This window comes from Akkermansia sp. N21169 (genome assembly GCF_029854675.1).
Classification (GTDB): domain Bacteria; phylum Verrucomicrobiota; class Verrucomicrobiia; order Verrucomicrobiales; family Akkermansiaceae; genus Akkermansia.
In genome coordinates, this window is record NZ_JARWNC010000041.1 from 420,682 (window position 1) to 443,596 (window position 22,915).

General features: G+C 54.9%; 14 protein-coding genes and 1 pseudogene. 9 read left to right on the forward strand and 6 right to left on the reverse strand.

Translation table 11 applies throughout. From position 1 onward, the window contains the following. Positions 1 to 10 precede the first annotated feature (10 nt). Entirely contained in the window at positions 11 to 1,723 is a 1,713-nt protein-coding gene (locus QET40_RS12235; RefSeq protein WP_280127456.1) for a cation:proton antiporter, read from the reverse strand. 34 nt (positions 1,724 to 1,757) lie between these two features. Beyond that, positions 1,758 to 2,867, reverse strand: coding sequence for an aminopeptidase (locus tag QET40_RS12240; protein ID WP_280127457.1), 1,110 nt, complete (start codon positions 2,865 to 2,867; stop codon positions 1,758 to 1,760). A gap of 83 nt (positions 2,868 to 2,950) precedes the next feature. Between QET40_RS12240 and purN the strand changes: the two genes are divergently transcribed. From purN to QET40_RS12260, 4 genes are all read left to right on the forward strand, one after another. Next, the gene (gene purN / locus QET40_RS12245) at positions 2,951 to 3,553 is read left to right on the forward strand and encodes a phosphoribosylglycinamide formyltransferase (protein WP_280127458.1); all 603 of its coding nucleotides are present in this window, start codon (positions 2,951 to 2,953) and stop codon (positions 3,551 to 3,553) included. 85 nt (positions 3,554 to 3,638) lie between these two features. Continuing rightward, on the forward strand, positions 3,639 to 4,481 hold the full coding sequence (locus tag QET40_RS12250; RefSeq protein WP_280127459.1) for an FKBP-type peptidyl-prolyl cis-trans isomerase N-terminal domain-containing protein: 843 nt from the start codon (positions 3,639 to 3,641) through the stop codon (positions 4,479 to 4,481). 161 nt (positions 4,482 to 4,642) lie between these two features. Continuing rightward, positions 4,643 to 5,887, forward strand: a complete 1,245-nt coding sequence (gene galK, locus QET40_RS12255; RefSeq protein WP_280127460.1) for a galactokinase — start codon at positions 4,643 to 4,645, stop codon at positions 5,885 to 5,887. Positions 5,888 to 5,913: 26 nt separating this feature from the next. Then, entirely contained in the window at positions 5,914 to 8,256 is a 2,343-nt protein-coding gene (locus tag QET40_RS12260) for a sodium/solute symporter (RefSeq protein WP_345783081.1), read from the forward strand. A gap of 208 nt (positions 8,257 to 8,464) precedes the next feature. On the opposite strand, the pseudogene QET40_RS12265 reads toward QET40_RS12260, so the two are convergent. Further along, positions 8,465 to 8,872 (reverse strand): annotated as a pseudogene (locus QET40_RS12265) (methionine-R-sulfoxide reductase); the annotation flags it as partial. A gap of 170 nt (positions 8,873 to 9,042) precedes the next feature. Here QET40_RS12265 and QET40_RS12270 point away from each other — a divergent pair. Beyond that, complete coding sequence (locus QET40_RS12270) at positions 9,043 to 9,645, forward strand: hypothetical protein (protein ID WP_280127463.1); 603 nt, start codon at positions 9,043 to 9,045, stop codon at positions 9,643 to 9,645. Between the two features lie 36 nt (positions 9,646 to 9,681). On the opposite strand, the gene QET40_RS12275 is transcribed toward QET40_RS12270, so the two are convergent. Beyond that, positions 9,682 to 10,878 carry a PDZ domain-containing protein gene (locus QET40_RS12275; RefSeq protein WP_280127464.1) on the reverse strand — a complete coding sequence of 399 codons (1,197 nt, stop codon included), beginning with the start codon at positions 10,876 to 10,878 and terminating at the stop codon, positions 9,682 to 9,684. 16 nt (positions 10,879 to 10,894) lie between these two features. Continuing rightward, positions 10,895 to 11,899: a trypsin-like peptidase domain-containing protein gene (locus QET40_RS12280; protein WP_280127465.1), complete on the reverse strand. Its 1,005-nt coding sequence runs from the start codon at positions 11,897 to 11,899 to the stop codon at positions 10,895 to 10,897. A 148-nt stretch (positions 11,900 to 12,047) separates the two neighbouring features. Here QET40_RS12280 and QET40_RS12285 point away from each other — a divergent pair, with 148 nt between their 5' ends. Further along, a complete protein-coding gene (locus tag QET40_RS12285; protein ID WP_280127466.1) occupies positions 12,048 to 14,786 on the forward strand; it encodes a transglycosylase domain-containing protein in 2,739 nt (912 codons plus the stop codon). A 35-nt stretch (positions 14,787 to 14,821) separates the two neighbouring features. Here QET40_RS12285 and QET40_RS12290 read toward each other — a convergent pair whose 3' ends face one another. After that, complete coding sequence (locus QET40_RS12290) at positions 14,822 to 18,178, reverse strand: glycoside hydrolase family 2 TIM barrel-domain containing protein (protein WP_280127467.1); 3,357 nt, start codon at positions 18,176 to 18,178, stop codon at positions 14,822 to 14,824. A gap of 202 nt (positions 18,179 to 18,380) precedes the next feature. Here QET40_RS12290 and QET40_RS12295 point away from each other — a divergent pair, with 202 nt between their 5' ends. The 3 genes from QET40_RS12295 to mutS all read left to right on the forward strand — a co-directional run bounded on the left by QET40_RS12295 (position 18,381) and on the right by mutS (position 22,901). After that, positions 18,381 to 19,682, forward strand: a complete 1,302-nt coding sequence (locus QET40_RS12295) for a DNA recombination protein RmuC (protein WP_280127468.1) — start codon at positions 18,381 to 18,383, stop codon at positions 19,680 to 19,682. An 11-nt stretch (positions 19,683 to 19,693) separates the two neighbouring features. Further along, positions 19,694 to 19,819 carry a CD225/dispanin family protein gene (locus QET40_RS12300; protein WP_280127516.1) on the forward strand — a complete coding sequence of 42 codons (126 nt, stop codon included), beginning with the start codon at positions 19,694 to 19,696 and terminating at the stop codon, positions 19,817 to 19,819. A gap of 574 nt (positions 19,820 to 20,393) precedes the next feature. Then, complete coding sequence (gene mutS / locus QET40_RS12305; protein ID WP_280127469.1) at positions 20,394 to 22,901, forward strand: DNA mismatch repair protein MutS; 2,508 nt, start codon at positions 20,394 to 20,396, stop codon at positions 22,899 to 22,901. Positions 22,902 to 22,915 lie beyond the last annotated feature (14 nt).

The following is a 22,915-nucleotide window of genomic DNA, read 5'->3' on the forward strand; positions in this document are numbered from 1 at the left end:
GACCTCCGGACTACGCCTGCGTCTCTTCCGGGATGATATCAAAAATCTGATGAGCCTTGCGAATAGCGGCGCCCCCTGTTTCCACTTCATCGTGAATGACGCTGGCAATTCCTTCGATTTTCAGGCGAGCCACCTCCGAGGGGAATTTAGCGCGCGCAATCACATGGATATCCGGATTCACACTCATCAACACCGGATATGTCGAAAGCGCCGGTGCAATATCCGGAAACGTAAAGGCTATCAGCCGGGCCTTGGCAACTCCCGCCAAATCCATGGTGACGGAATGCTGGATATCCCCAAGAATAGCCGTTACCCCTTGGTTGAGCAGCCTTTTGACCGTATCGGCGTTCAGATCGACGATAATGCAGGCAATGCCGTATTTTTCAAGATCGTGGTGCAGTCGCTGCCCAACCGGGCCATAACCGCAAATGATCGCATGATCCTGAATCGTAGCAAGTTTACTGGTCAGCGTTTCCGTAGTCATTTTTCGTCGGGAACCACCGAAACCGGGCACCCGTGTCAGGACGGGAGCCAACCGGGAAGCTATTTTCATGAAAACGGGAGTCAAACCCATCGACACGGCGGCAATGGCAAAAAGGTTATTGGTAATCGCCGGGGCCACCGGTTCGATCCTGTTCATGAACGGAAGCAGAACCAGGGAGAATTCCCCCACATTCATCAGCGATGTAGAAGCCATGATCCCCATGCGCCCGGGAACATTCAACGCCCACGAAGCCACGAGGCAGGAAGCCAGCTTAATGACGAGCACGCTGACGGTAATCAGCGTCACAGTCCCCAAATGTTCCCACAACTCGTTCACATTGATCAACAAACCGGCCGACACAAAGAAAATCGTCAGAAAAATGTCGCGGAACGGCAGGATCTCACTCAACACGCGGTGGCTATAATACGACCCACTCACCACCAACCCGGCAATGAAGGCGCCGAGAGCCAGACTCAGCCCCAGCAAACTAGCCATCATGGCAATGCCGGAACAGATAGCCAGCACGGTCATCGTGAATAATTCGCGGCTTTTCGTCCGTGACACTGCCAGCATCAGACGGGGCAAAATATATTTGCCAATCAACCATGCACCAATCAGGAACACGACTCCTTTGCCTGCGGCTACACCCACATTTGCAAAGGTCCCCATCACGGTTTCCCCGGGTGCAAAAATCTGAGGCATCACCGCGACCAGCATTACGGCAAAAATATCCTGAAACAAGGCTATCCCCAAAGCCATGCGTGCCCCGGACGTGCCCGAAAGTCCGAATTCGTGGAACGACTTGAGGGAAACAGCTGTCGATGACAACCCGATGATTGCGCCGATCACCAAGGCATCCGCCAGGGGAAGTTTCATGAGGAGATGCAACCCGAAGCCGAAGAACAGCATGCAGAGTCCCATCTGGATACTGCCGCCGATGAAAGCCGTCTTGCGCAAAAGTCGCAGCTGGTCCATCGAAAATTCGATTCCCAGTGCAAACATCAGCAGGATGATCCCTATCTCTGCTAACGAATTGATGCTCTCTTCCGCCCCGGGTATCCCGGACAAAATACCGCAATTCGCCAGAATAGCTCCGCACAGAAAATATCCCCCCATCATCGATTGGCGAAACCGCGCCAATAACAGGGACAAGCCGACGACGGTCAAGAAAACCAACGTCAACAAAACAAAAAACGGAGGAATAAGATTCGGCGAAGAATGAGCGAGCAGGGCAAGCATGGACGGAATGGAGAGAGATAAGAGAGAAAGTAGTTTAATCCTGACTCGGATTCAACGGAGCCAATTCAGGATCCGTAAAGAAACCATTCTTGCGGATCAAGACGTCGTCGAAATAGATCTCTCCTCCACCGAATTCCTCCGTCTGGATACACACGAGATCCCAGTGTACCTGGGAACTATTGCCATTGTCAGCCACATGGTAGGCCTGTCCCGGAGTCAAGTGGAAAGAACCAGCGATCTTCTCATCAAAAAGAATGTTGCACATGGCCTTGCGAATGCAGGGATTGACACCGAGTGCAAATTCCCCGAAATAACGGGCGCCCGGGTCAGAATCCAGAATCTTGTTGAGGGCAGCCGTCTTGGCTCCGGCCTCGGCTTCGACAATACGGCCGTCTTTGATACGGAAACGGATGGAATCAAAGGGAATCCCCTGAAATACTGTCGGCGTATTGTATTGAATCACACCGTTGACACTCGTACGCACCGGAGCAGTAAACACCTCGCCGTCAGGCAGATTGCATTCCCCGGCACACGGCAAAGCCGGAATATCCTTGATAGAAAACGCCAGTTCGGTTCCCGGCCCTGTAATGCGCACCCGATCCGTCCGCCGCATCATCTCCGCCAGCTTTTCCATCGCAGGAGAAAGCGCCCGATAATCCAAAAGACAGGTACGGAAATAAAAATCCTCAAATTCGCCAGTGCTCATACCGGCCTGCTGAGCCATGCCTTCCGTCGGCCAGCGCAGGACGCACCAACGCGTATGCTGGACACGCCGTTGCATCACAGGGCGCAGATGTTTCATTGCCGTTGCCATGGCATCGGCCGGGACGGAAGAAAGTTCAAAAGCGTTCATGTCACCCCGCAGCGAAATGTAAGCATCCATATCCTGCATTTCCGCCATCAGATGGCGGGCAATGGCTTCGTACTGATCATCCGTAGCCCCGGCCATCATTTCACGGTTCAAGCGCGGCCTGTTGACGCGGAGGAAAGGGAGTGCTCCCGCCTTGCGGACTGCTTGGATCAAAGCGATCCCGGCTTCATCAGGAACAAGGGCCAGCTCAATCAACACCTTCTCTCCCTGACCGATATGGAGGGAATAGTTCACAATCTGGGCGGCTAATGCCTCATAACGTTCGTCATTCATGCAGACATTAGGCATACGGAAGTTCAAAATTGTCAAGCCGCAGACTTGCCACAGGAAATAATACATGGTTCAAACACTCAAGTATGAATGACGCACTGCCTCGATTGGGAATCCTGGGCTCCGGCTCCGGTTCAAACTGTCAATCCATCATGGACGCCATTGATGCCGGAACATTGAAGGCGGAAGTCGCCATCGTCCTCGCCGACAACCCGGACGCCTATATTCTGGAGAGAGCCCGACAAAGAGGCATCCCCGCCCAGGTTATCGATTGCCGCGGATTCAAAAGCAAATTCCCGGAGGAATCCCAGAAGGAAGTAGCCGATGCGCTTCTCGCCCATGGAGTCGACCTCGTCTGCCTGGCCGGTTTTATGCGCCTTGTGCGCCATCCCTTGCTGGATGCTTTCCCGGCACGCATCATCAACATCCATCCCGCTCTGCTGCCCGCTTTTCCGGGGCTGGAAGCCTGGGCGCAAGCCGTCCGGGCCGGAGCCACCGAAAGCGGATGCACCGTACATTACGTAGACGACGGCATGGATACCGGCCCCATTCTCGGACAGGCCAGGGTACCCGTTCTCCCCGATGACACACCGGAATCCCTCCATGCCAGAATACAAATTGAGGAACATAAACTATATCCCGCAATGATTGTCAAGGCATTGGAAAACATCCGCCCGATACCTGCATGACATCGATTGCGTTCTCCGGGCTTGCCCTTTGAACGATTTTAGTGCCATTCTACTCCAACTCCATATTCCGAAAGAATAGAAGACAATGAAAAAGAAAACCTCCATCTCGCTGATGCTCGCAGCAGCAGCCATGACTGCCGGACTCTCCACCGCACAGGATACACCGACAGACACTCCTCCAACTCAGGAACAACTCAAAGAAGAAGCAGCCAAACCCGTGGATCCCGCCCAACTTAAAAAAGATATCAGTTATTTCCTCGGTTTCCAGAACGGGCGCCAAATGTCTTCCATCCCCACCCTCAAGATCGAAGATCTCGACATGGATATCTTCATGAAGGCTCTCGCCGAAGGGATGAAGGGTGATCCATGCCCCGTCCCCGAAGCTCAGCTTGAAAATTCGCTCAAGCAATTCCAGACCGTTATCGACGAACGCCTTGCCGCACTGGCCAAGACCAATCTTGAAGCCAGCAAGAAGTTCATGGAAGAAAACGGCAAGAAAGAAGGCATCGTCACCACGGATAGCGGCCTCCAGTACAAAGTCATCGAAAAAGGCGGCGACAAAAAATATGACGAAAAGGAATACAAGGAACCCCTTTTCACCGTGAAATACAAGGGAACGACTCCTGAAGGCGTCGTCTTTGACGACAGCGGCGACAAGGCAGTCGACTTTCCGCTACAACTTATCCCCGGTTTCACGGAAGCTCTCAAGGCTATGCCGATCGGCGCCAAGTGGCAGATTTTCATCCCTGCGGAACTCGCCTATGGCGAACAGTCTCCCAGCCCGAAGATCCAGCCCAACCAGGCTTTGATTTTTGACGTAGAACTCCAAGGCATCAAGGAAGCTCCGAAGACCTCGAACTCCCCGATGTCCCTGACGCCCGAACAGCTCCAGCAGCTCATGCAGCAGCAGCAAGGCGGACAGAAATAAGGATTGTCCCCCCGATTATCCATTTTACGCAACGCGTCCCGGTTTTATCCCCGGGGCGCGTTTTTTTCGGTAATCATTTGCCGATTTGAACTTCCTTCCAGATCGAAAAGTGACTTTATTCTTGAGGTGCCGGTCAATTTCAGGCAGAGAGTAGTGTTACTATGGATTTGGTGAAACGCGAAATCACGGCAGAAACAATCACACCGTACTTTGAAGAATATTTCGGCCACAAGCCGACGCACATCGCGGCGGCTCCCGGCCGAGTCAACCTTATTGGCGAACATACCGACTACAACAATGGTTTCGTCATGCCCATGGCCTTGGAAAATCACACCGTTGTGGCTGTTGCCCCGTCTCCTACCGGGAACCACAGGTTTTGCGGCTCCCTCGGGGACCAAATCTATGAAATTCCCGTGCAGGACGCCCTGTCTATCGGCGAACCCTTCTGGTCCAACTACGTGAGAGGAGTACTCGCCCTCCTAGACCGCCGCGGCATTAAAATCGGCCCTGTAGACATGCTGATCGACAGCAATGTCCCCCGCGGAGGTGGGCTTTCCTCCAGCGCCGCCCTTGAAGTTTCCGTCTGCACGGCCCTGGCTGCTTTCGCTGGAGTTGAAATCGACCCGAAGGAAGTGGCCCTGATCGGCCAATCCGTCGAACACGAATTCGTCAACGTCCCCTGCGGTATCATGGATCAGTTCATTTCCGCCAACGGTCGTAAAGGTCATGCTCTCAAGCTTGATTGCGCCTCGTTGAACTATGAGTTGATCCCCATGGACGACCCGGCAGTGTCCGTCCTCGTCTTCGACAGCGCCGTCAAACATTCCCTGGCCGACGGAGCTTACGGACAGCGCCGCAAACAGTGCGAAGAAGCTTCCGCCATCATGGGCGTCCCTTCTCTGCGTGAAGCCACCCTCGACATGCTTGAAGAATCCAAGGACAAACTGGGCGATGTCCGCTACCGCCGCGCCCGCCACGTCATCGGGGAAAACGTCCGTGTCGCCAGCTTTGCCCAGGCTCTTGCCGACAAGAACTGGGAGAAAGCCGGCTCCGCCATGCGCAGCAGCCATGCCTCCCTGCGCGACGATTACGAGGTGTCCTGCGCCGAAGTCGATACACTCGTTTCACTCTGCGACCGCATTCCTTCCGCTTCATCCGTGTACGGTTCCCGCATGACGGGGGGCGGATTCGGGGGATGCATCGTCGCCCTCGTCAAAACCGAAGATGTAGACAAAGTAGCCCAGGAACTCCTCCAGGCCTACCGCCAGGAAACCGGTATTGACACGACTTACCTGATTACACGGCCCGGCGATGGTGCACGGGTTCTCTTTAAACACACTCCGGAGAAGCATTCTCTGCGGCAATCGGAACATGGTAATAATGCCCAGATACTTTCCAGGGATTAGTCAATTTTCTCTCTCCACCACCTGATATTATGAAAAAATTAGCTATGATTCTCGGGGCAGGCGCCCTGATGTTATGTGGCTCATGGGCGCAGGATGCCCCCGGCGCCACACCTGCTGCAGTCGTTCAGCCGGCAGCGGCCAACGCCGTTCTGGATAGCACAGCCGCCGGGGAAACCGTTCCCGCCGCCGATCTGGATCTCCTGGTCAAAGCCGACCAACCCGGTCAAAAAGCATTGCAACCCGCTCCCATCGACACGTGGGAAGCCATCGTCTTCTGCATCGTAGTCGTCGGCGTTATTTTCCTCGGTATCTGGAAAAGCCGCGATCCGAAAGAAACGAAAGAAGAGAAAAAGGAAAAAGGCGCTTCCGACTACTTCCTTGCCGGTCGCGGTCTAACCTGGTGGCTTGTCGGTTTCTCCCTGATTGCCGCCAATATTTCGACCGAACAATTCGTCGGCATGTCCGGACAAGCAGCCGACTGGCTAGGCCTGGCTATCGCCTCGTACGAGTGGATGGCCGCCATCACGCTAGTCGTCGTCGCCTTCTGTTTCCTGCCGAAACTCCTTCGCGGAGGCGTCTATACAATCCCGGAATTCCTGGAATACCGCTACAACATCGGCGCCCGTTCCATCATGGCTATCTGCACGCTCCTGATCCTCGTCGGCGTTCCGACGGCAGGCGTTATCTTTGCAGGGGCCAAGGTCATCTCCGTCTTCTTTGCCGGTTATCACCTGGCGGGCATCGACTTCGGCAATCTCACCGTAGGCTGTATCATCATTGCCTTCTGCGCTTCCGTGTACGTATACATCGGCGGACTCAAAGCCTGCGCCTGGACGGACCTCATCTGGGGCGCCGGCCTGATCGTCGGCGGCGGCGTTGTCTGCTACCTCGTCATCCAGGGTATTGGAAGTGCCGACCCGCATCATTTGATTGAATCCGCCTCCGCAACATCCAACGCTACCGTCGATTCCCTGAAAAATGCCGATGCCATCGACCGATTCCTTCAGTTGAACTCCGGTGAAGCCGTGGACGGAGTCAACAGCGCCGGCGGTAAATTCCACATGATCCGCCCGGCCACCGATTCCGCCATTCCGTGGACGGCTCTTTGCCTCGGCCTCTGGATTCCCAACTTCTTCTACTGGGGCCTCAACCAGTACATCATGCAGCGCACGCTAGCGTCCAAGTCCCTGGCTGAAGGCCAGCTCGGCATTATCTTCGCCGCTTTCCTGAAGTTGCTCATCCCGTTCGTCGTCGTCATTCCCGGCATCCTTGCCTACAACCTCTACCGTGACGACCTCCGTGAATCCGCTTACAGCAACCAAAAAGAAGTCATCGCAAATATCGTCAATAACGGGCAGAAAGACAAGACCGTGTTCTTTATTGACGCCAGTGTTCTGATGGCTGCCGAACCTGAAGCCAAGGAAATCAAGCTTCGCGGAGAAGGCACCACAACCCAAATCGCATTTGCCGAAGAATCCATCCTCCACAACGCCAAGCTCGTGGGAATGGATCCGACCAATATCGAAGTCGCCGGGGAAAACGGAGCCAAGACGTCAATCAACCTCGTCAACGCTCTCAAGACCCTGAGGGACGACATCAACAACGAAAACACCATCAAGACGGAACGCATCCGCCTGATCAAGCCTGTCGTACAAGCCAACGAAGTCATCCTCCAGGCAGCCAAGGACAAGAAAATTGAAACATCCAAAAAGATCGTCGGTTTCGATTATGACGCCGCTTTCCCGACTCTGTTGAAGAATCTCATGCCCGGTACCGGCCTCACCTGGTTCGTGCTGGCCGCCCTGTTTGGAGCCGTAGTCTCCTCACTGGCCTCCATGTTGAACTCGGCATCGACTATTTTCACGATGGACATCTACAACAAGCTCCGCAAGGACGCTACGTCCTCGGAACTCGTCACGGTCGGCAAACTAGGCGTCCTGGGTTGCGTACTCATCGCTACCAGTCTTGCTCCGTTCCTGGACAATCCGATCTTTGGAGGTATCTTTACCTTCATTCAGGAATTCCAAGGATACCTGAGCCCGGGAGCCCTTTGCGTGTTCCTCTTCGGCTTCTTCGTGCCGAAGTGCCCGCGTATTTTCGGTTGGCTCGGGATTGCAATTAACGCGGCCATGTATGGTGCCCTGCAGTATTTCTGGCCGTCCCTGCCGTTCCTGAACCGCATGTCCATCTGCTTTGTGACCATCGTTATCATCGGCTTCATCTTCACGATCATCAATGCCTCGCGCGGCGGTGAAGCCATCGTGCTGCCCGCCAAGAACGAAGTCAGCCTCGAAAGCTCTCCCAAAGCGAAGTTCTTCGGCTGGTTCGTCATTGCCGCTACAGTCGTCCTGTACGCTATCTTCTGGTAATCTACCGGAAGCCGTACAAGCAATATCTCATTCAACCGCCATCGGGTTTTCCCCGATGGCGGTTTTGTCTTGGGGGGTCCCGAGATCTTCCCTTTCCCACCCACTTCTTTGAATCAAGAACCAATTTCTCCCAGAGAACTGTTCATCACGCAAACAGTGGAAACCAAGATAGGAAAAAGAAGCCTTACTCTTGATCTTTCTCCTTCCGTTCAGGCACGAACACCATCGACACGGAATTGACACAATGGCGCGTATTCTTCTGCGTAAAGCCTTCTCCGAGAAATACATGGCCGAGGTGAGCGCCACACCGGGCACACTGAATTTCCGTTCGCTTGCCATCGGCATCCGGAACGCGTTTCACGGCGCCGGGGATTTCATCATCGAAACTGGGCCAGCCGCAGGAAGATTTGAACTTGAACTCGGAACGGTATAACGGAGTCCCGCATTTACGGCAGATGTAAATACCTTTCTCGTTAAAATCAACGTATTTACCTGTGAAGGGTCGCTCCGTTCCCTTTTGCTCGATCACTCTCTTTTCCTCGGGAGTCAACGGTTTTTTCGACATGTCCGCCACCGGAGGAGGAATATCCACCGGTACCTCGTTACCCAAAGCCATTGCGCCTGCCATGCCGCCGGCAAGAGTCATCAGCCACGAGGCCAATCTATTCGTTTCTTTTTCCTGCATGCAGCTATGACTCCCAAACGGTTCCCCGCGCTCAAATTACAACCGTTCATGCCGAGATTCTCCTTTACCCGGAGCGCGGAATCATTAGGCTAAAACGCAACATGAACGAAGCCCCTCTCCACGCCTACCAGATGATCCCCCTGGCCGTAGCCGGCTACGTCCTCGGCACGGGTTTGATTCTGAGCCACTTGTTGGCACTTATCAACAATAAGGCGTTCATGGAATTCACCCGGAAATCCGCGCGCAACACGATGCTGGCCCAGATCACGTTGGGGATAGCCATCATCTGGTTCTTCCTTCTGATCGGTCCGGAGAACATGGGTATATTCAGCAAAATGCGCGTCAATTTGTCCGAATTCGAAAGCATCCGCTGGCTCCTTCAGCTTGCCTGTCCGGTCTTTTTCTTCCTGCTGGCCACCCAGGTAAAAGAACTGCTCTTCCCCCGGGCTCTAGGCATGCTGGGACTACTGGCTGTCAGTCCGTTCATGACAGCGGCCTTTCTCAAGGAACCGACCACGCGAATCCTTATTCCCCTGTGGGGCTATGTCGTCGTCATTCTTTGCCTGTTCTGGGTAGGCAAACCTTACCTGTACCGCGACATGATCCACTGGCTGACGGCATCCGTCAAACGGTGGAACGCTTTCTGCATTGCCGGCATCTGCTACGGCATCGCCGTATTGACCTGCGCCATCCTATTCTGGTAAAACCGCCTCGGTTCTTTCCTATTTTCAACGGTCGCTTCAATAATCCTTAGGCTGGTAGCCCTTCTTCTGCAAGGATTTGCGGATATCATCCAAGCGAGGTTGCATCGTACCGGCATCGGATTTGTCTTCATCCTCCACGGGTTCGGCCAGAGGGATGGATTCCCGTTCCGCAACCAGTCTTGCTTCTTCGAGCTGAGTAAGAATGCTCTTGGTAAGATCCTTCCAGAGCCATCCGGGCAAAATGTAGGTTTCCATGCGCCCCGCACGCGAAAGAGCCATGCCGACTACTTCACCGTTCAAGTTAATGACCGGACTGCCTGCAAATTCGGGAGCAATCGTCATGTCCGTCTGCACGACCAAAGGAAAACCATCCCGCCGGGCATTCATCCGGTTGCCCATGGAATTCATCAACTCCAGCCGCTTTTGAGGAAAACGCATCCTGTCGGTCGGCCGGGAAGCGGTACGAATGCTCGTTTTCACATTTTTGTCGCCGTGGGAATATTCCACTGGAACCGTATCGCCGGGCTTGACTCCGTTAAGTGCTTTGCGCAGGGAAAAAATACCGTCCAGTACCGTTCCGTTCACCTTCGTAATGACATCGCCACGCCCCAACCCGGCGAGATGGGAACCGCCGCCAGCCTCCACGTCCGCCACTCGAGCCCCTTTGCCTTCCCAGGAAGGATCTACGACAAGTCCCAGATAGGGGAGATCCTCTTCCCGCAGACTACGCTCGGCAACAGAGACAACACCGAAATCAGTCACTCGACCGCCGGGCATCACGGCAGCCACCAGGTCGCCTTCGTTCAACGCGGACGGTTTGTCGGCAAACTTGACCGGAGGAACCTTCAATCCCGGTACATCCAGCAGAACCAGATCATGTTCCGGAACGCGGGCCAGAGGGCGCATGTCGTACACATGCCCGGAAGCGTCCATCACGGCGAGCAAGCCGCGGGCAAGTTTCAGGTCGCTGAATTTGCTCATCACCTTTCCCGGCGCCACGACCGTACCCACCGCCACGAGGCGGTTGCCGGAAATAATGTGGACAACCGAACCGGCAAGAGGTTTGGCAAGAGTATCCCATTGCTTGAAAATCTCTCCAGCCTGACGATCAAGAACCGCCTTATCCTGTTCGGCAATCAAATCTTCGGGAGGCAGCGGACTCACAATCTCCTGGGCGAAGCAGGCAACGCCCAAAGCCAAAGGAAACATCGGAACGATTAGTTTCGAAAACATCGGTATCGCAAAAAAGTTAACGTTGTCTGTAATAAGGTTGCAAGAGATCTCCCCTCCTCCCCAGCTTCAGGGGAGCCTTGTACGTCGTCCCTTTGCGGATGACGACGAGATCGACGCTCTCTCCGGGATGGTGGCGTCCCAGCTCCCGAAGCATATCCCGGGGATTGCTGACGCGTCGTTCCCCCAAGTGAGTCACCAGATCGCCCAGTTGAAGCCCGGCTTGGTCAGCGGGAGAATCGGCCACGATGCCATCCACGATGACACCGTCCACTCCCTGCATATAGGCCATGGAAAAGCCCAGGACAGGCGTATCCGGGTCGGCCATGGGGTGCAAGCCCAAAACCCCCCATTGTTCGCCTTTGAGGAGGCGTTTCCAGTCTTGTTTGAACACATTGACCGGAACATGGTTATTGACCTTCAGAAGCGGACCTATGGACGAATGGATACCTACCAGCCTGCCCTGCATATTGAAAAGGGGACCGCCGGAATCACCGCCAATCAGCGTGCATTCCGAAATCATGAAGCGTTGCTTGCCGTCCGTGTTCATCCTGCCGAGGCGGATGGGTGCTCGGCGAGCCGGGTCATAACCTTTGGCATGCCCCAGGGCGACAACAAAATCCCCGACGCTGATGGAATCCGAATCGCCCAATTCCACAAAAGGCAGGTTCTTTCCGTCTTCGATCTGCACCATGGCCGCGTCACGCGTGTAATTGGCGCCCAATACGCGAGCCTTGCCCATACGACCGTCAGGAAAAATAACCCGCATCACCTCATCCCCCTGGACAACGTGGGCTGCAGTCAGAACGAGGCCGTCACGGCTAACAATAACCCCGCTGCCCGTATCGCCACGATCGGAAAGCAGGGCCACCGTTGCCGGTGTCACTTTGCGTTCCACCCGGTGGACTTCCTCCTGAATCTGCTTCAACTCCGCCAGCGACCCGGCGGGTACAGACCAAGCCGAAGGAACCATCAGGCACCCCAGTAATGCGAGCGTCAATAAATAAGGGAAACGAAACGTCATGGATAGTTTATCAGACAGTTGCTTTTTCTTTGGACTACGTGTCTGTTTAATATGTTCATGCAAAAATGCGCCCGTGTCATACCAGGAATTCGGGCGCACATTCTTTTTCTTAGACCCACCTGTCAAGATATGGTACATACATGCCTGCATGGCCAGCAAGCGTCCACAGGGCAATTCGGGAAGTTCCCGCCGCAACAGCAATGGAGAACTGGACTGGTCCCATGTTCGTCCCCGTAAAAAGAAGCCCGGAGATCTTGATCCCGACTCTGACGAATACGCCGAAGCCTCGCCCTCCAGAAGATCGCCTCGCCGCAGCACTCCACCCCGGAACGAAGACAACGACTACGACGACGAACGCCCTCCTGTCTCCCGCAGAAGGAAAAGCTACTATGACGAGGAAGAATTCGATGCCCCTCCTCCTCGTTCCCGCAGACGTACGGCCCCGCGCCAGATCTCCGAACCTCCCCCGCGACAGCCGGAACCCAGGCTCCGTTTTGAAGACGAACCTCTGCTCCCAGAATCCCTGCCCCGCAGAAAAGGTAAAAAATTCTCACTGTTCGGAATCATCCTGTTTCTCATATGGAGCCTGGTCTCCCTGCCCTTCCGGATCATCTACAAAATCACGCGCAATGCCAAATGGTTCCTCATATGGCCGTTGCGCATCCTGCTAAGCGTCTGTTTCGTCGCCTGTTTCGCCGGAGGCATCCTCGTATTTCTCTACGGTACCATCGCCAACCGCTACGACATTTCCGAAGTTCAGAAAATGCCGGAACGTACCATCGTCCTCGACCGGAAAAACCGGGAAATCGGCAGGCTTCATGGAGAAAACCGCGTCCGCGTCAAGTTAAGTGAAGTCCCCCCGATCTTCATTCAGGCCCTGCTTGCCCGTGAAGACAGCCGTTTCTACTCGCACGGAGGGGTAGACTGGATCGGTGTCGGACGAGCCTTCCAGCAACTGATCAAGCACAAACGTGCCACGCAGGGAGCCTCCACCCTGACCATGCAGCTGGCCAAGACAACCTTTAACCACCAGAAGCGCGACATCAATACCAAGCTGGTGGAAATAGCCCTCGCCAAACGCATCGAAGCAACCTACTCCAAGGACGAGATTCTGGAAGCCTACATCAACCGTATTTTCTGGGGACATACCTTCATGGGCATTGCCGCCGCCTCCCGAGGCTACTTCGACAAGGTACCATCCCAACTCACCCTGTCGGAATGCGCACTTCTCGCCGGTATCATCTATGGTCCCAATGAGTTTTCTCCCTACAAAAATCCCAAAGGCGCCGAAGAAGTACGCAACATCGTCCTACGGTTGTTAAAAGATCATGGTAAAATCACGGAAGACGACTACCAGAGCGCATTGAAGGAACCTATCGTCACCCGGCGGCCCCAATCCCGTTCCGAAGAGAATTACGCCATGGAACTGATCCGCCGGGAGCTCGACAACATTCTGGAAGATGAAAACATCCGCCTCGGAGGACTCATCGTCCGCACCACTCTGGATCTTGACCTTCAGAACACCGCCATCGATTCCATCAACAAACACCTCGGAAAACTAGAAACCGCCAAAGGATACAAAAATCCTACACGGGCCCAATACCTTGCCCTGCCGAAGGAAACCCGGGAGAAAACCCGGCCCGACTACGTCCAGGCCGCTTGCGTCACGATCGACAATGCCAACGGCGCACTTCTCGTCGTCGTCGGAGGGCGTGATGCGGAAGAATCGCGCTTCAACCGTGCCGTTCAATCCCGTCGTCAGGTCGGTTCCCTGTTCAAACCGTTTGTCTACACGACATTCTTTGAAAAAGGGTATTCGCCATCAACCGTCGTTTCCGACGGTCCGATTCGTCCCGGAGAAATCCCCGGGGCCGGGAAGTGGTCGCCCCGCAATTCGGACAACTCCTTCCGCGGTATGCAGCCGGCCTCCTACGGCCTGATCAAATCACGCAACACCATGTCCGTGCGCATCGGTCACATGGCCAGTCTCCGCAATGTCATCGACCATGCCCGTCTCGCAGGATTCCAGGGAAAAATTGCCGTAACTCCCGCCACTTACCTGGGCACGTGGGAGGCATCCCCACTGGATGTAGCCAGTGCCTACACCGTCTTTGCCAATGGAGGCATTCGTCCTACTCCCTACATCATTGAGACGATTTCCGACTCGGAGGATCAGACTCTGTTTTACTCGCGCAAGACGAGTCGCAGAGCCTTTTCCCAGAGAGCCGCCAACATGACGTCCGCTCTGCTCCAGCAGGTGACACAGCCGGGAGGCACCGCCGGACAACTCAAAACGCTTGGTTTCAAAGCCCCGTGCGGCGGTAAAACAGGTACGACCAACAAGTACATGAACGCCTGGTTCGCCGGATACACATCCAGTCTCACCGCCTGTGTCTGGGTGGGATTCGACCGCCAGAGAACCATCGTCGACCGCGGCTACGGCGGCACGCTGGCTCTCCCCATCTGGGCGGATATCATGATCCATGCAGAAAAGGAAGGCTACCCATGCGGAAAAATCCGCACGTCCCCCGGTTCCCACAATCGCGCCGTCCAGCTCTGCCGGGAATCCGGGCAGATTGCCCATTCGGGGTGCATCGCAGCCAGAACCGCCTATTACGAGACTATGCCGGGCGTCACTCCTCCCTCGAAAATGTGTACCAAGCATATTCCCCTGGCTATACCTCTGGAGGAAGAGTCCATCCCTTCGGCGCTGCCGGCCGGCAACGCCTCTCCCAATGAGGAAGAACCGCCTTTGGCTCTTCCCGTCGGGCCATCCGGTCAAGGAGGAGACGAGGACATCCCACAGGCGATTCCTCTGGATGAAGATGAAGGGGACTATGATGAAAACAACAACGCCACCCGCATTCCCCTCGCCCTGCCTGTCTGACGAAAAGAATCTGCGGGTGGAACAAAGCAGGAAAATCAATCTTTTTGCTTCAGACCGATCATGAATTCCGACGAAATAGTATCGCCTTTCTTGATATTTTTGTATTCATTCTGATAATGGATCCAGAAGAATCTGTCGGAACCTCCCGTCGTAAAGCCAGATACCAGCACACGGGTTTTCCCCTTGTCCTTCCAGGCACGTACGGATTGCCTGGGTCCTCCGGACACAGGTACAATGACTAGGGAACCACCTTCCGGCGACTTCATACGACAATAATTGATGTCGAGTTTTGTTCCGCGAAAATCGTTACTCCCCAATTCATTGGAATCATCCTTCCACAAAGCGGCAGGCGGGCCGGACGGCCTGCTTCCCCGATCGGGAGCCGTAACATTGGCACGAGCCTCTCCGCAGGCACGCCCGATGTGACCATCCGGATACCATGCCCAATGAGGATTGCGATCCCATTCGATCGTATCGAAAGAATCCGGCAAAGTGAACACCACGCCCCATTGTCTGGGGTTGACATCAATGGGAACGGTCAATTCGTACTTAACCTTCACCATCCCGTTATCTTCCGGAGTCAGAAACAGAGTCCCCGCCCCCATGTCTCCCGTTCCTTCGAAACGGTGAGTTTTGCCGGAAACAGCATGTCCCGTCCATGTCCAGTCCCCCAAATCGGTCAGGGGAGTAATCTTTTGTCCAACCAGTTGGGTACCGCCTTCTCCATTGACACTCTGGACCAACGGTACCGGCAAAGACAATTCCGGGATCACAGGCGAAACAATATTTTTCCCGTCCGGGTCAATGCGTCCGGCAACGAGATTGTCCACGATCTGTTCATTGACTTTCCGTTCCGGGCCTCCGGGAACCACCACGCGTTCACGAGCCAGTTCTTTTCCCTGGAGATCCCGAAGGACAATATCCACCGAAGCACCTTTCGGCAACTCCTGACCAACGACAATCTCACCCTGGGCATGCGGAGCTATATCCGCCTTCATTTCCCCTGATTTCCCCCCGCATTCCCAACGCAGGGAAAATTGATTAAGATTTTTGAAATTGAATCTGTTTTGCACATTCAAGACAAGTTTCCCCTCCTGGTTCACAGAGGAAGAAAAGAGCCTCATCGGCGTATAGGCCATCCGCATGCCGTGGTATTCCGGCTTTTCCCGCCGCCATCCGTCAATCGGCCCCCAGCTGCCGTAGCCGCATTCCGAGCCGTCGGGCAGGATGAAGATGTCGTCAATACCGCTCCAAATAGCTCCTCCGAGGCAACCTTTCTGTTTCCACATTAAGTCTACCATCCTCTGCAGAGGACGGCTCCAATCCTCGTGAATAGAAGGATCCGTCATCAGCTCACGGCGATTGTAGCACTGCAAATGGGCGTATTCTCCAAACCATAACGGTTCTTTGTGAGAACTCCATTCATCGGAATTGTGTTCTGAGGGATAGTGCTGGTTGGCAATATCCACACCCCAGATTCTGAGTTTTTCCCCCTTCATGTTTTGGTGGTGGAAAGTATAGGGACGGCTGGAGTCCAATTTTTTGTTCACATTCAAAACCCGGCCCCACCACTGATTCCAGTTCGATTCATTGGCCATCGACCAGATCACAATGCTGGGGTGGGATTTATAGGCAACGATCTGTTCCATATTGGGCAGGTGCGCATACCGGAAAAACAAGGGATCATTCACATCAAACTTCCCATACCAAACCCCATTCTGCCCAACCCAGCAAAGAGCCGATTCACATTCCACAAAAAGCCCCAGCTCATCGCAGGCATTCAAGAACTCCTCACTGGGCGGATAATGAGACGTACGCACCAAATTGACGTTGGCATCCTTGTACATCTGCGCATCCTTGCGGCACAGTTCACCCGACAAGGAACGCCCGGAAAGAGGATGGACTTCGTGCCTGTTGACACCCATCAGCTTCACTGGTTTTCCATTGACGAAGAGTTCGTTGTCCTTCACTTCGACTTCTCTGAGTCCCACTTTCACCACTTTCGAGTACGCAGGTTTGCCGTTCGTTTTGATCCGGCTTTCCAACTTATAGAGCGAAGGAGTTTCCGAAGTCCAGAGCTGCGCCTTGTCTACATCAAGACGGATATTGACCGACTTCGATTCCCCGGCCTGAAGCTCCAGATGCTCCGTTCGTTCTCCGGCAATGTTCCCTTGGGGATCCCGGAGAAGCGTCGTCAATTCCACCTTGCACGGCTGCTTGCCGGCATTCTCCAGACATGATTGGTAATGCACTGCTGCACGGCCCGCTACCGGATCGACATCCGTCTTGAACGACTCATCCACAACGCAAGTCTCCGGAATGGAAAAGATGGTCACCTTGCGCAGGATTCCCCCCACCCGATGAGCGGCATACTCGGAAATACAACTCATCGAATCGGCTACGGATTCCGACTGTACCAGGACTTCCAGCTGATTGCTTCCCACCGAAACCAGATCGGTCACATCCAGTTCAAACGGAACCATACCTCCCCGATGCTCCCCCGCTTCCCTACCATTCAACAAAACGCGGCAATCGGAATGTACGGCATCAAAACGAAGCCTAATCCGTTTCCCTTTCCAATCCTGAGGTACGGAAAACGACTTCCTGTAAACGGCCTTTGCATAGGGAGCCACATCGAATCCCTGCATCTTCCATTCCCCCGGCACCTGAATCGGGGAAAACGCCTTGCCTTCCGCAGGAGAGAATTCCCACACGCCGTTCAGACTCAGGACAGCTTGTTCCACCCCTTCCACACGGTCGGGTCTGGGTGTTATTCTGGGAGTAGGTAAAACCAGACGATCAATATCCTCATCCGACAGGCGGACAATATCCTTGCCGGTAATCATTTTCAACGCTTTGCCATCCGTCGTCAGGATTTCCAGCTTCTGCAAAACGGCATTCGGCCCAGCCATCGCGTAGACCGTCAAATTCAGGTAACCCTTGTTCAGGTATTTCCCCGGAACCGTCCACTCCCGTTCGACAACTTTTCCGGGTTCCGGCTTGAAGCAATCATCCAGAGCAATGCCGTTGGCTCCTATCAACAGGATGCGTTCCTGGTCAGACAAAAACGTAGCCCGGACGATGCAATCCTGGCCTTGGGGCAATTGGTCAAAACCAAGATTGATCATCTCCCCAAAAAACACTTTCCGGTGATCCGCCGAAGCCTGAACCTTATCCTCCCCATATTCATAAACCTGCGCCCCATTCCATGGCACCGTCCCGGAAGGAGCGTTGGCATCCAGCAAGAAAGCAGTTTGGAAGGGGACATTCGCTCCGACAACCATCCCGGTTCCGTATAAGCAACAAACAAGAGTTGCAAACCTGAAGAACCGATGGAAGCCCCCCTCGGGCATCCCCTTATTCCGACGTGTATAGCATTTTTGATGATTCATACCGTTGTTGATCGTTTAATTTTTTAAGGAGTACCTCCCAAAGACATAGATATGCCTTGTCTATTCATACGCATTTCCCACAGGCAAAATCGTCTATAATCAAACTTTGTTGAATTATGGACAAAATATCCTCCTGCACGCACTATCAACGATCTTGTCTTGAAAATACTCTCTTCTCCATTACACTTCCTCTTAATTTCCTATGCCGGATTCACTCATCTTTCAACTTCTTCCCTGGAGCCTCGTCATCCTGCTTCTTGTCCTGGCCGCCGTCCTCGCCGTGCAATTGTTCCGGACCAGGGAACGCGTCATCCGTGCCAAAGCCGAGCTGAACGCCGTCCGCGAAACCTCCGTCCAGACAGACGCCCTGCTTGCCCAGGCGCGCGAAACACTCAGGGAATCTTTTGCCGAAGTAGGCGCACGTGCCCTCAAAGCCTCCAACGAACAGTTCCTCACCCTCGCGCAAACCCATTTCCAAGCTCAACAGCAACAGGCAGTTCACGAACTCGATTCCCGAAAACAAGCCATTTCATCTCTCCTCCAGCCTGTCGGCGACACCCTGCGCCAGGTGCAAAACAAACTCGGAGACATGGAAAAAGACCGCCAGTTCACCTACGCCTCGCTCCGGGAACAAATCAAGCTTATCACTGAAAGCAACACGACGCTCCGCAAGGAAACGAGCCGACTCTCCCAGGCACTTCACAACAACAACATGCGCGGCAAATGGGGAGAACTCCAACTACGGCGCGTCGTCGAAATGGCAGGCATGGTCGAATACTGCGACTTTACCGTCCAGACAAGCCGCAGCGACGATCAGTCGTCCATCCGTCCCGACCTCGTCGTCAACCTCCCGGGTAACCGCCACATCATCGTTGATGCCAAAGCGCCGATGAACGCCTACCTGGAAGCCATGGACACCGAAGATCCCGACCAGAGGAGCAGCCTCCTCGTACGCCATGCCCGCCAGGTACGCGACCACCTGACGCGGCTGGGTTCCAAATCCTACTTTTCCCAGTTTGAGAACACGCCGGAATTTGTCGTCATGTTCCTGCCCGGGGAATCGTTCTTTCAGGCGGCCATGGAAGCGGATCCCACCCTGATCGAGACCGGAGTCGACAACCGGGTCATTCTGGCTACGCCTACGACGCTCATTGCCCTCCTGCGGGCCGTTGCCTACGGTTGGCGCCAGGAACAACTCGCCGAAAACGCCCGCGCCATCTCCAAGGCCGGAGCCGACCTCTACGACAGCTGCATTACTCTTACGGAGCATTTTTGCTCTGTCGGCCAAAGCCTCAACAGAACCGTTGCCCAATTCAACAAAGCCGCCGCTTCCTACGAAAGCCGCCTCCTTCCCCGCGCCCGAAAGCTGAGAGAACTGGGCATCCCCGCCAAAAAGGACATCCCGGAAGCCATCCCCGCCCCGGAAAGCCTCGCACGGGAACTGGCACCCGTCCCCGATGAAAGCCGGCCGGTATTTACGCCATTATCTGCGCCTCTAAAGTAGATGTCCTTCTCATCGCCGGAAAAATGCAAGAAGCAAGGGAAAAGGCCGACGAAGCCAAGAAATGGAGCATCATCAGCGCCATTATTGGGGTTGCCTGCATCGCGATCTGTATCTCCCTATTCGTTATTTCCGTCTAAGATCGGCCCAAACCTTTTGCCGAAGGACAAGATATCCCACTACTCTTTTGTTCGGGCACTTTCTCAAAACCACCGGAGATGGCGGCTGTGTACAAACACGAAAATTCCTGTGGAGTCGCAGCAAGTACTTCTTGCTCCTGACAGGGTTGGCACTTTTTGCCTTCACTTTCTTTATCGTTCTCAAACACCAGAGCCCGGCAACCATTCAATGGGTACGGGATCTGGTACCCTTTTGTCCCCTGGCCCATTATACCGGACTCAAATGCCCGGGGTGTGGAGGGACGCGTGCGTATTTTGCCTGTCTGCAGGGCGATTATCTCCAAGCCATCCGGTACAATATATTTTGGATACCTGCCGCAGGAGTCCTATTGATTGAATACATACATTCTTTCCTGTATATGATCCGGGGGAATACGCAGCCCAGGTGGTGGCAACTTGTCCGGGCACGGACATACTATGGATTCGGCATGCTGACCGTTACATACATGATTGTCCGCAACATCTGGGATTTCTAAAATGGGAGGCGCGAGCCCTTGCCATCGGGAAGAGTTCGTATTACATTATTTCCCGTTCCATGACCGACCAGCCCTCCAGCGTAACTCCGATGATGGAGCAGTACCTTCGCATGAAGAAGGGCCTGCCAGAAGACGTATTCCTCTTCTACCGCATGGGAGATTTTTATGAAATGTTCTTCGAAGATGCCAAGGAAGGGGCCGGCATCCTGGGGTTGACACTCACCAAACGGCAAAGCATCCCCATGTGCGGCGTTCCTCACCATGCTGCGGAAGCCTATATCGGCAAGCTCGTCAAAGCCGGCAAACGCATTGCCATTGCCGAACAAATGAGCACACCCGTTCCCGGAAAACTCGTCGAACGCGAGATCACCCGGATCATCTCCGCCGGAACGCTGGCCGATCTCAATCTGCTGGACAGTTCGGTTCACAATTATATTGTCGCCCTCTTCAAGCACAAAAAAACGTTCGGACTTGCCTGTGCCGACCATACGACGGGGGAATTCTCGCTGGCCGAATTCGAAGACATCAATCTCCTTCTGGATGAAATCGCCCGCATCAATCCATCCGAACTCCTCATCAGCGACGAACAAAAGGACATGTTCCCCGGCGTGGCCGTCACTCTTTACTACGACGCCTATACGTTTCTGCCCACGACGGCCATCCCCGCCCTGCTGGACCACTTCGGCGTCCATTCTCTCGACGGCTACGGCTGCTCCGGCATGGATCGCGCCCTCGGTGCCGCAGGCGCCATCCTCCACTATCTTTCCTACCAGCTCCGCCGACCGACGGGGCACCTGCGCCGATTGTCCGTCCGCGCCGGTTCCGGTACCGTCCTGATCGACCAAGCCAGCCAGAGAAACCTCGACCTCGTCGATTCGCGAAACGGGGTCAAGTTGTCCCTGCTCGGCACACTGGACAGAACATCCACGCCAATGGGAGCCCGCAAACTGAGGGACTGGGTGCTGCATCCCCTCAGCGATCTGGACGAATTACACGCCCGCCAGGACATGATCGCCAACCTGCTCGCGGAACCTTTCCTGATGAGCAAACTACGGGAGAGTCTCAAGAATATCCGCGACATGGAACGTCTCACCGGCCGGCTTGCCCAGGGAACGGGCAACGCCCGCGACCTCAAGGCCCTGGGGTGCTCCCTCGCCCGCATTCCCGACGTCAGGGACGATCTTACCGCTCTGAACGGCGAGGGCATCCTGCTCCGGAAAATTCTGGAACGCCTGGGAAGTTTCGACGACCTCGTCGCCCTGCTCGACCGCGCCATTGAGGACGAACCTCCCGTCACGATCAAGGAAGGCGGCATCCTCAAAGACGGCTACCTGCCCAATCTGGACGAACTGCGCCTCGCATCGCGCGATGGCAAACTCTGGCTTGCGGAACTTCAGGAAAAAGAACGCATCCGCACGGGAATCGACTCGCTCAAAATCCGCTTCAACAATGTGTTCGGCTACTACATCGAGGTGACCAAGTCCCACTACGACAAGGTCCCCGACGATTACACCCGCAAGCAGACACTCGCCAATGCCGAACGGTTCGTCACTCCGGAACTCAAGCAGATGGAGAATACCATCCTCGGCGCCGACGAACGCTCCCGCCAACTCGAATACGAGGAATTCGTCCGTCTCCGCGAAAGCCTCTCCGCCTACATCGACCCGATCCAGTCGACCGCCGATGCTCTGGCCGAGCTGGATGTCCTCCTGGCTCTTGCGGAATGCGCCCAAAGCAACCGCTACTGCCGCCCCGTGCTGGAACAAAGCCGCCGCCTGCACATCGTCAACGGTCGCCATCCCGTCATCGAGCAGACGCTGACAAACCAGTCTTTCGTACCGAACGATACGGACATGACTCCTGAGGATTCCCGCCTCATCCTCATCACCGGCCCCAACATGGCCGGAAAAAGCACGTACATCCGCCAGGTCGCCCTGATTGCCCTCATGGCTCAGATAGGTTCCTACGTACCCGCCGATGAAGCAATTATCGGCCTGGTGGACAGAATCTTCTGCCGCGTGGGAGCTAGCGACGACCTAGCTCGCGGACAATCCACCTTCATGGTGGAAATGAGCGAAACGTCCCTCATTCTCAACAATGCCACGGAAAACTCCCTGGTCATCCTCGATGAAATCGGTCGCGGAACCGCCACATTCGACGGCCTCTCGATCGCCTGGGCTGTCGCCGAGCACCTGCACGACAAACTGCAATCCCGCACGCTCTTTGCCACTCACTATCACGAACTGACCGATCTGGAGCAATCGCGCCCGGGAGTCGCCAACTGCAATGTCGCCGTCAGGGAATGGCACGACGAGATCGTCTTCCTTCGCAAAATCATCCCGGGAGCCGCCGACAAATCATACGGCATCCAGGTCGCGCGCCTTGCCGGCATGCCTTCCTCCATCGTGGACAGGGCCAAGGCAATCCTCTCCCACCTGGAAATGAACTCCACCCGTCCGGCCAAAAAGCAGAAATCTCCCCGTCTTCAAGAGGAACCGCGCGCTAAAAATACGGATATGGACGACACGCTGCCCCGTGCCGAACAGGCCCAATTGGAATTATTCTAGCAGCCCCCACTTTC

Bases quoted from the DNA above. Each gene is read 5' to 3' on its own strand.
- QET40_RS12235 (WP_280127456.1), bottom strand. From the start codon at position 1,723: ATGCTTGCCCTGCTCGCTCATTCTTCGCCGAATCTTATTCCTCCGTTT.
- QET40_RS12270 (WP_280127463.1), top strand. From the start codon at position 9,043: ATGAACGAAGCCCCTCTCCACGCCTACCAGATGATCCCCCTGGCCGTA.
- QET40_RS12280 (WP_280127465.1), bottom strand. From the start codon at position 11,899: ATGACGTTTCGTTTCCCTTATTTATTGACGCTCGCATTACTGGGGTGC.
- purN (WP_280127458.1), top strand. From the start codon at position 2,951: ATGAATGACGCACTGCCTCGATTGGGAATCCTGGGCTCCGGCTCCGGT.
- QET40_RS12285 (WP_280127466.1), top strand. From the start codon at position 12,048: ATGGCCAGCAAGCGTCCACAGGGCAATTCGGGAAGTTCCCGCCGCAAC.
- QET40_RS12240 (WP_280127457.1), bottom strand. From the start codon at position 2,867: ATGAATGACGAACGTTATGAGGCATTAGCCGCCCAGATTGTGAACTAT.
- QET40_RS12250 (WP_280127459.1), top strand. From the start codon at position 3,639: ATGAAAAAGAAAACCTCCATCTCGCTGATGCTCGCAGCAGCAGCCATG.
- QET40_RS12275 (WP_280127464.1), bottom strand. From the start codon at position 10,878: ATGTTTTCGAAACTAATCGTTCCGATGTTTCCTTTGGCTTTGGGCGTT.
- QET40_RS12290 (WP_280127467.1), bottom strand. From the start codon at position 18,178: ATGAATCATCAAAAATGCTATACACGTCGGAATAAGGGGATGCCCGAG.
- mutS (WP_280127469.1), top strand. From the start codon at position 20,394: ATGACCGACCAGCCCTCCAGCGTAACTCCGATGATGGAGCAGTACCTT.
- galK (WP_280127460.1), top strand. From the start codon at position 4,643: ATGGATTTGGTGAAACGCGAAATCACGGCAGAAACAATCACACCGTAC.
- QET40_RS12295 (WP_280127468.1), top strand. From the start codon at position 18,381: ATGCCGGATTCACTCATCTTTCAACTTCTTCCCTGGAGCCTCGTCATC.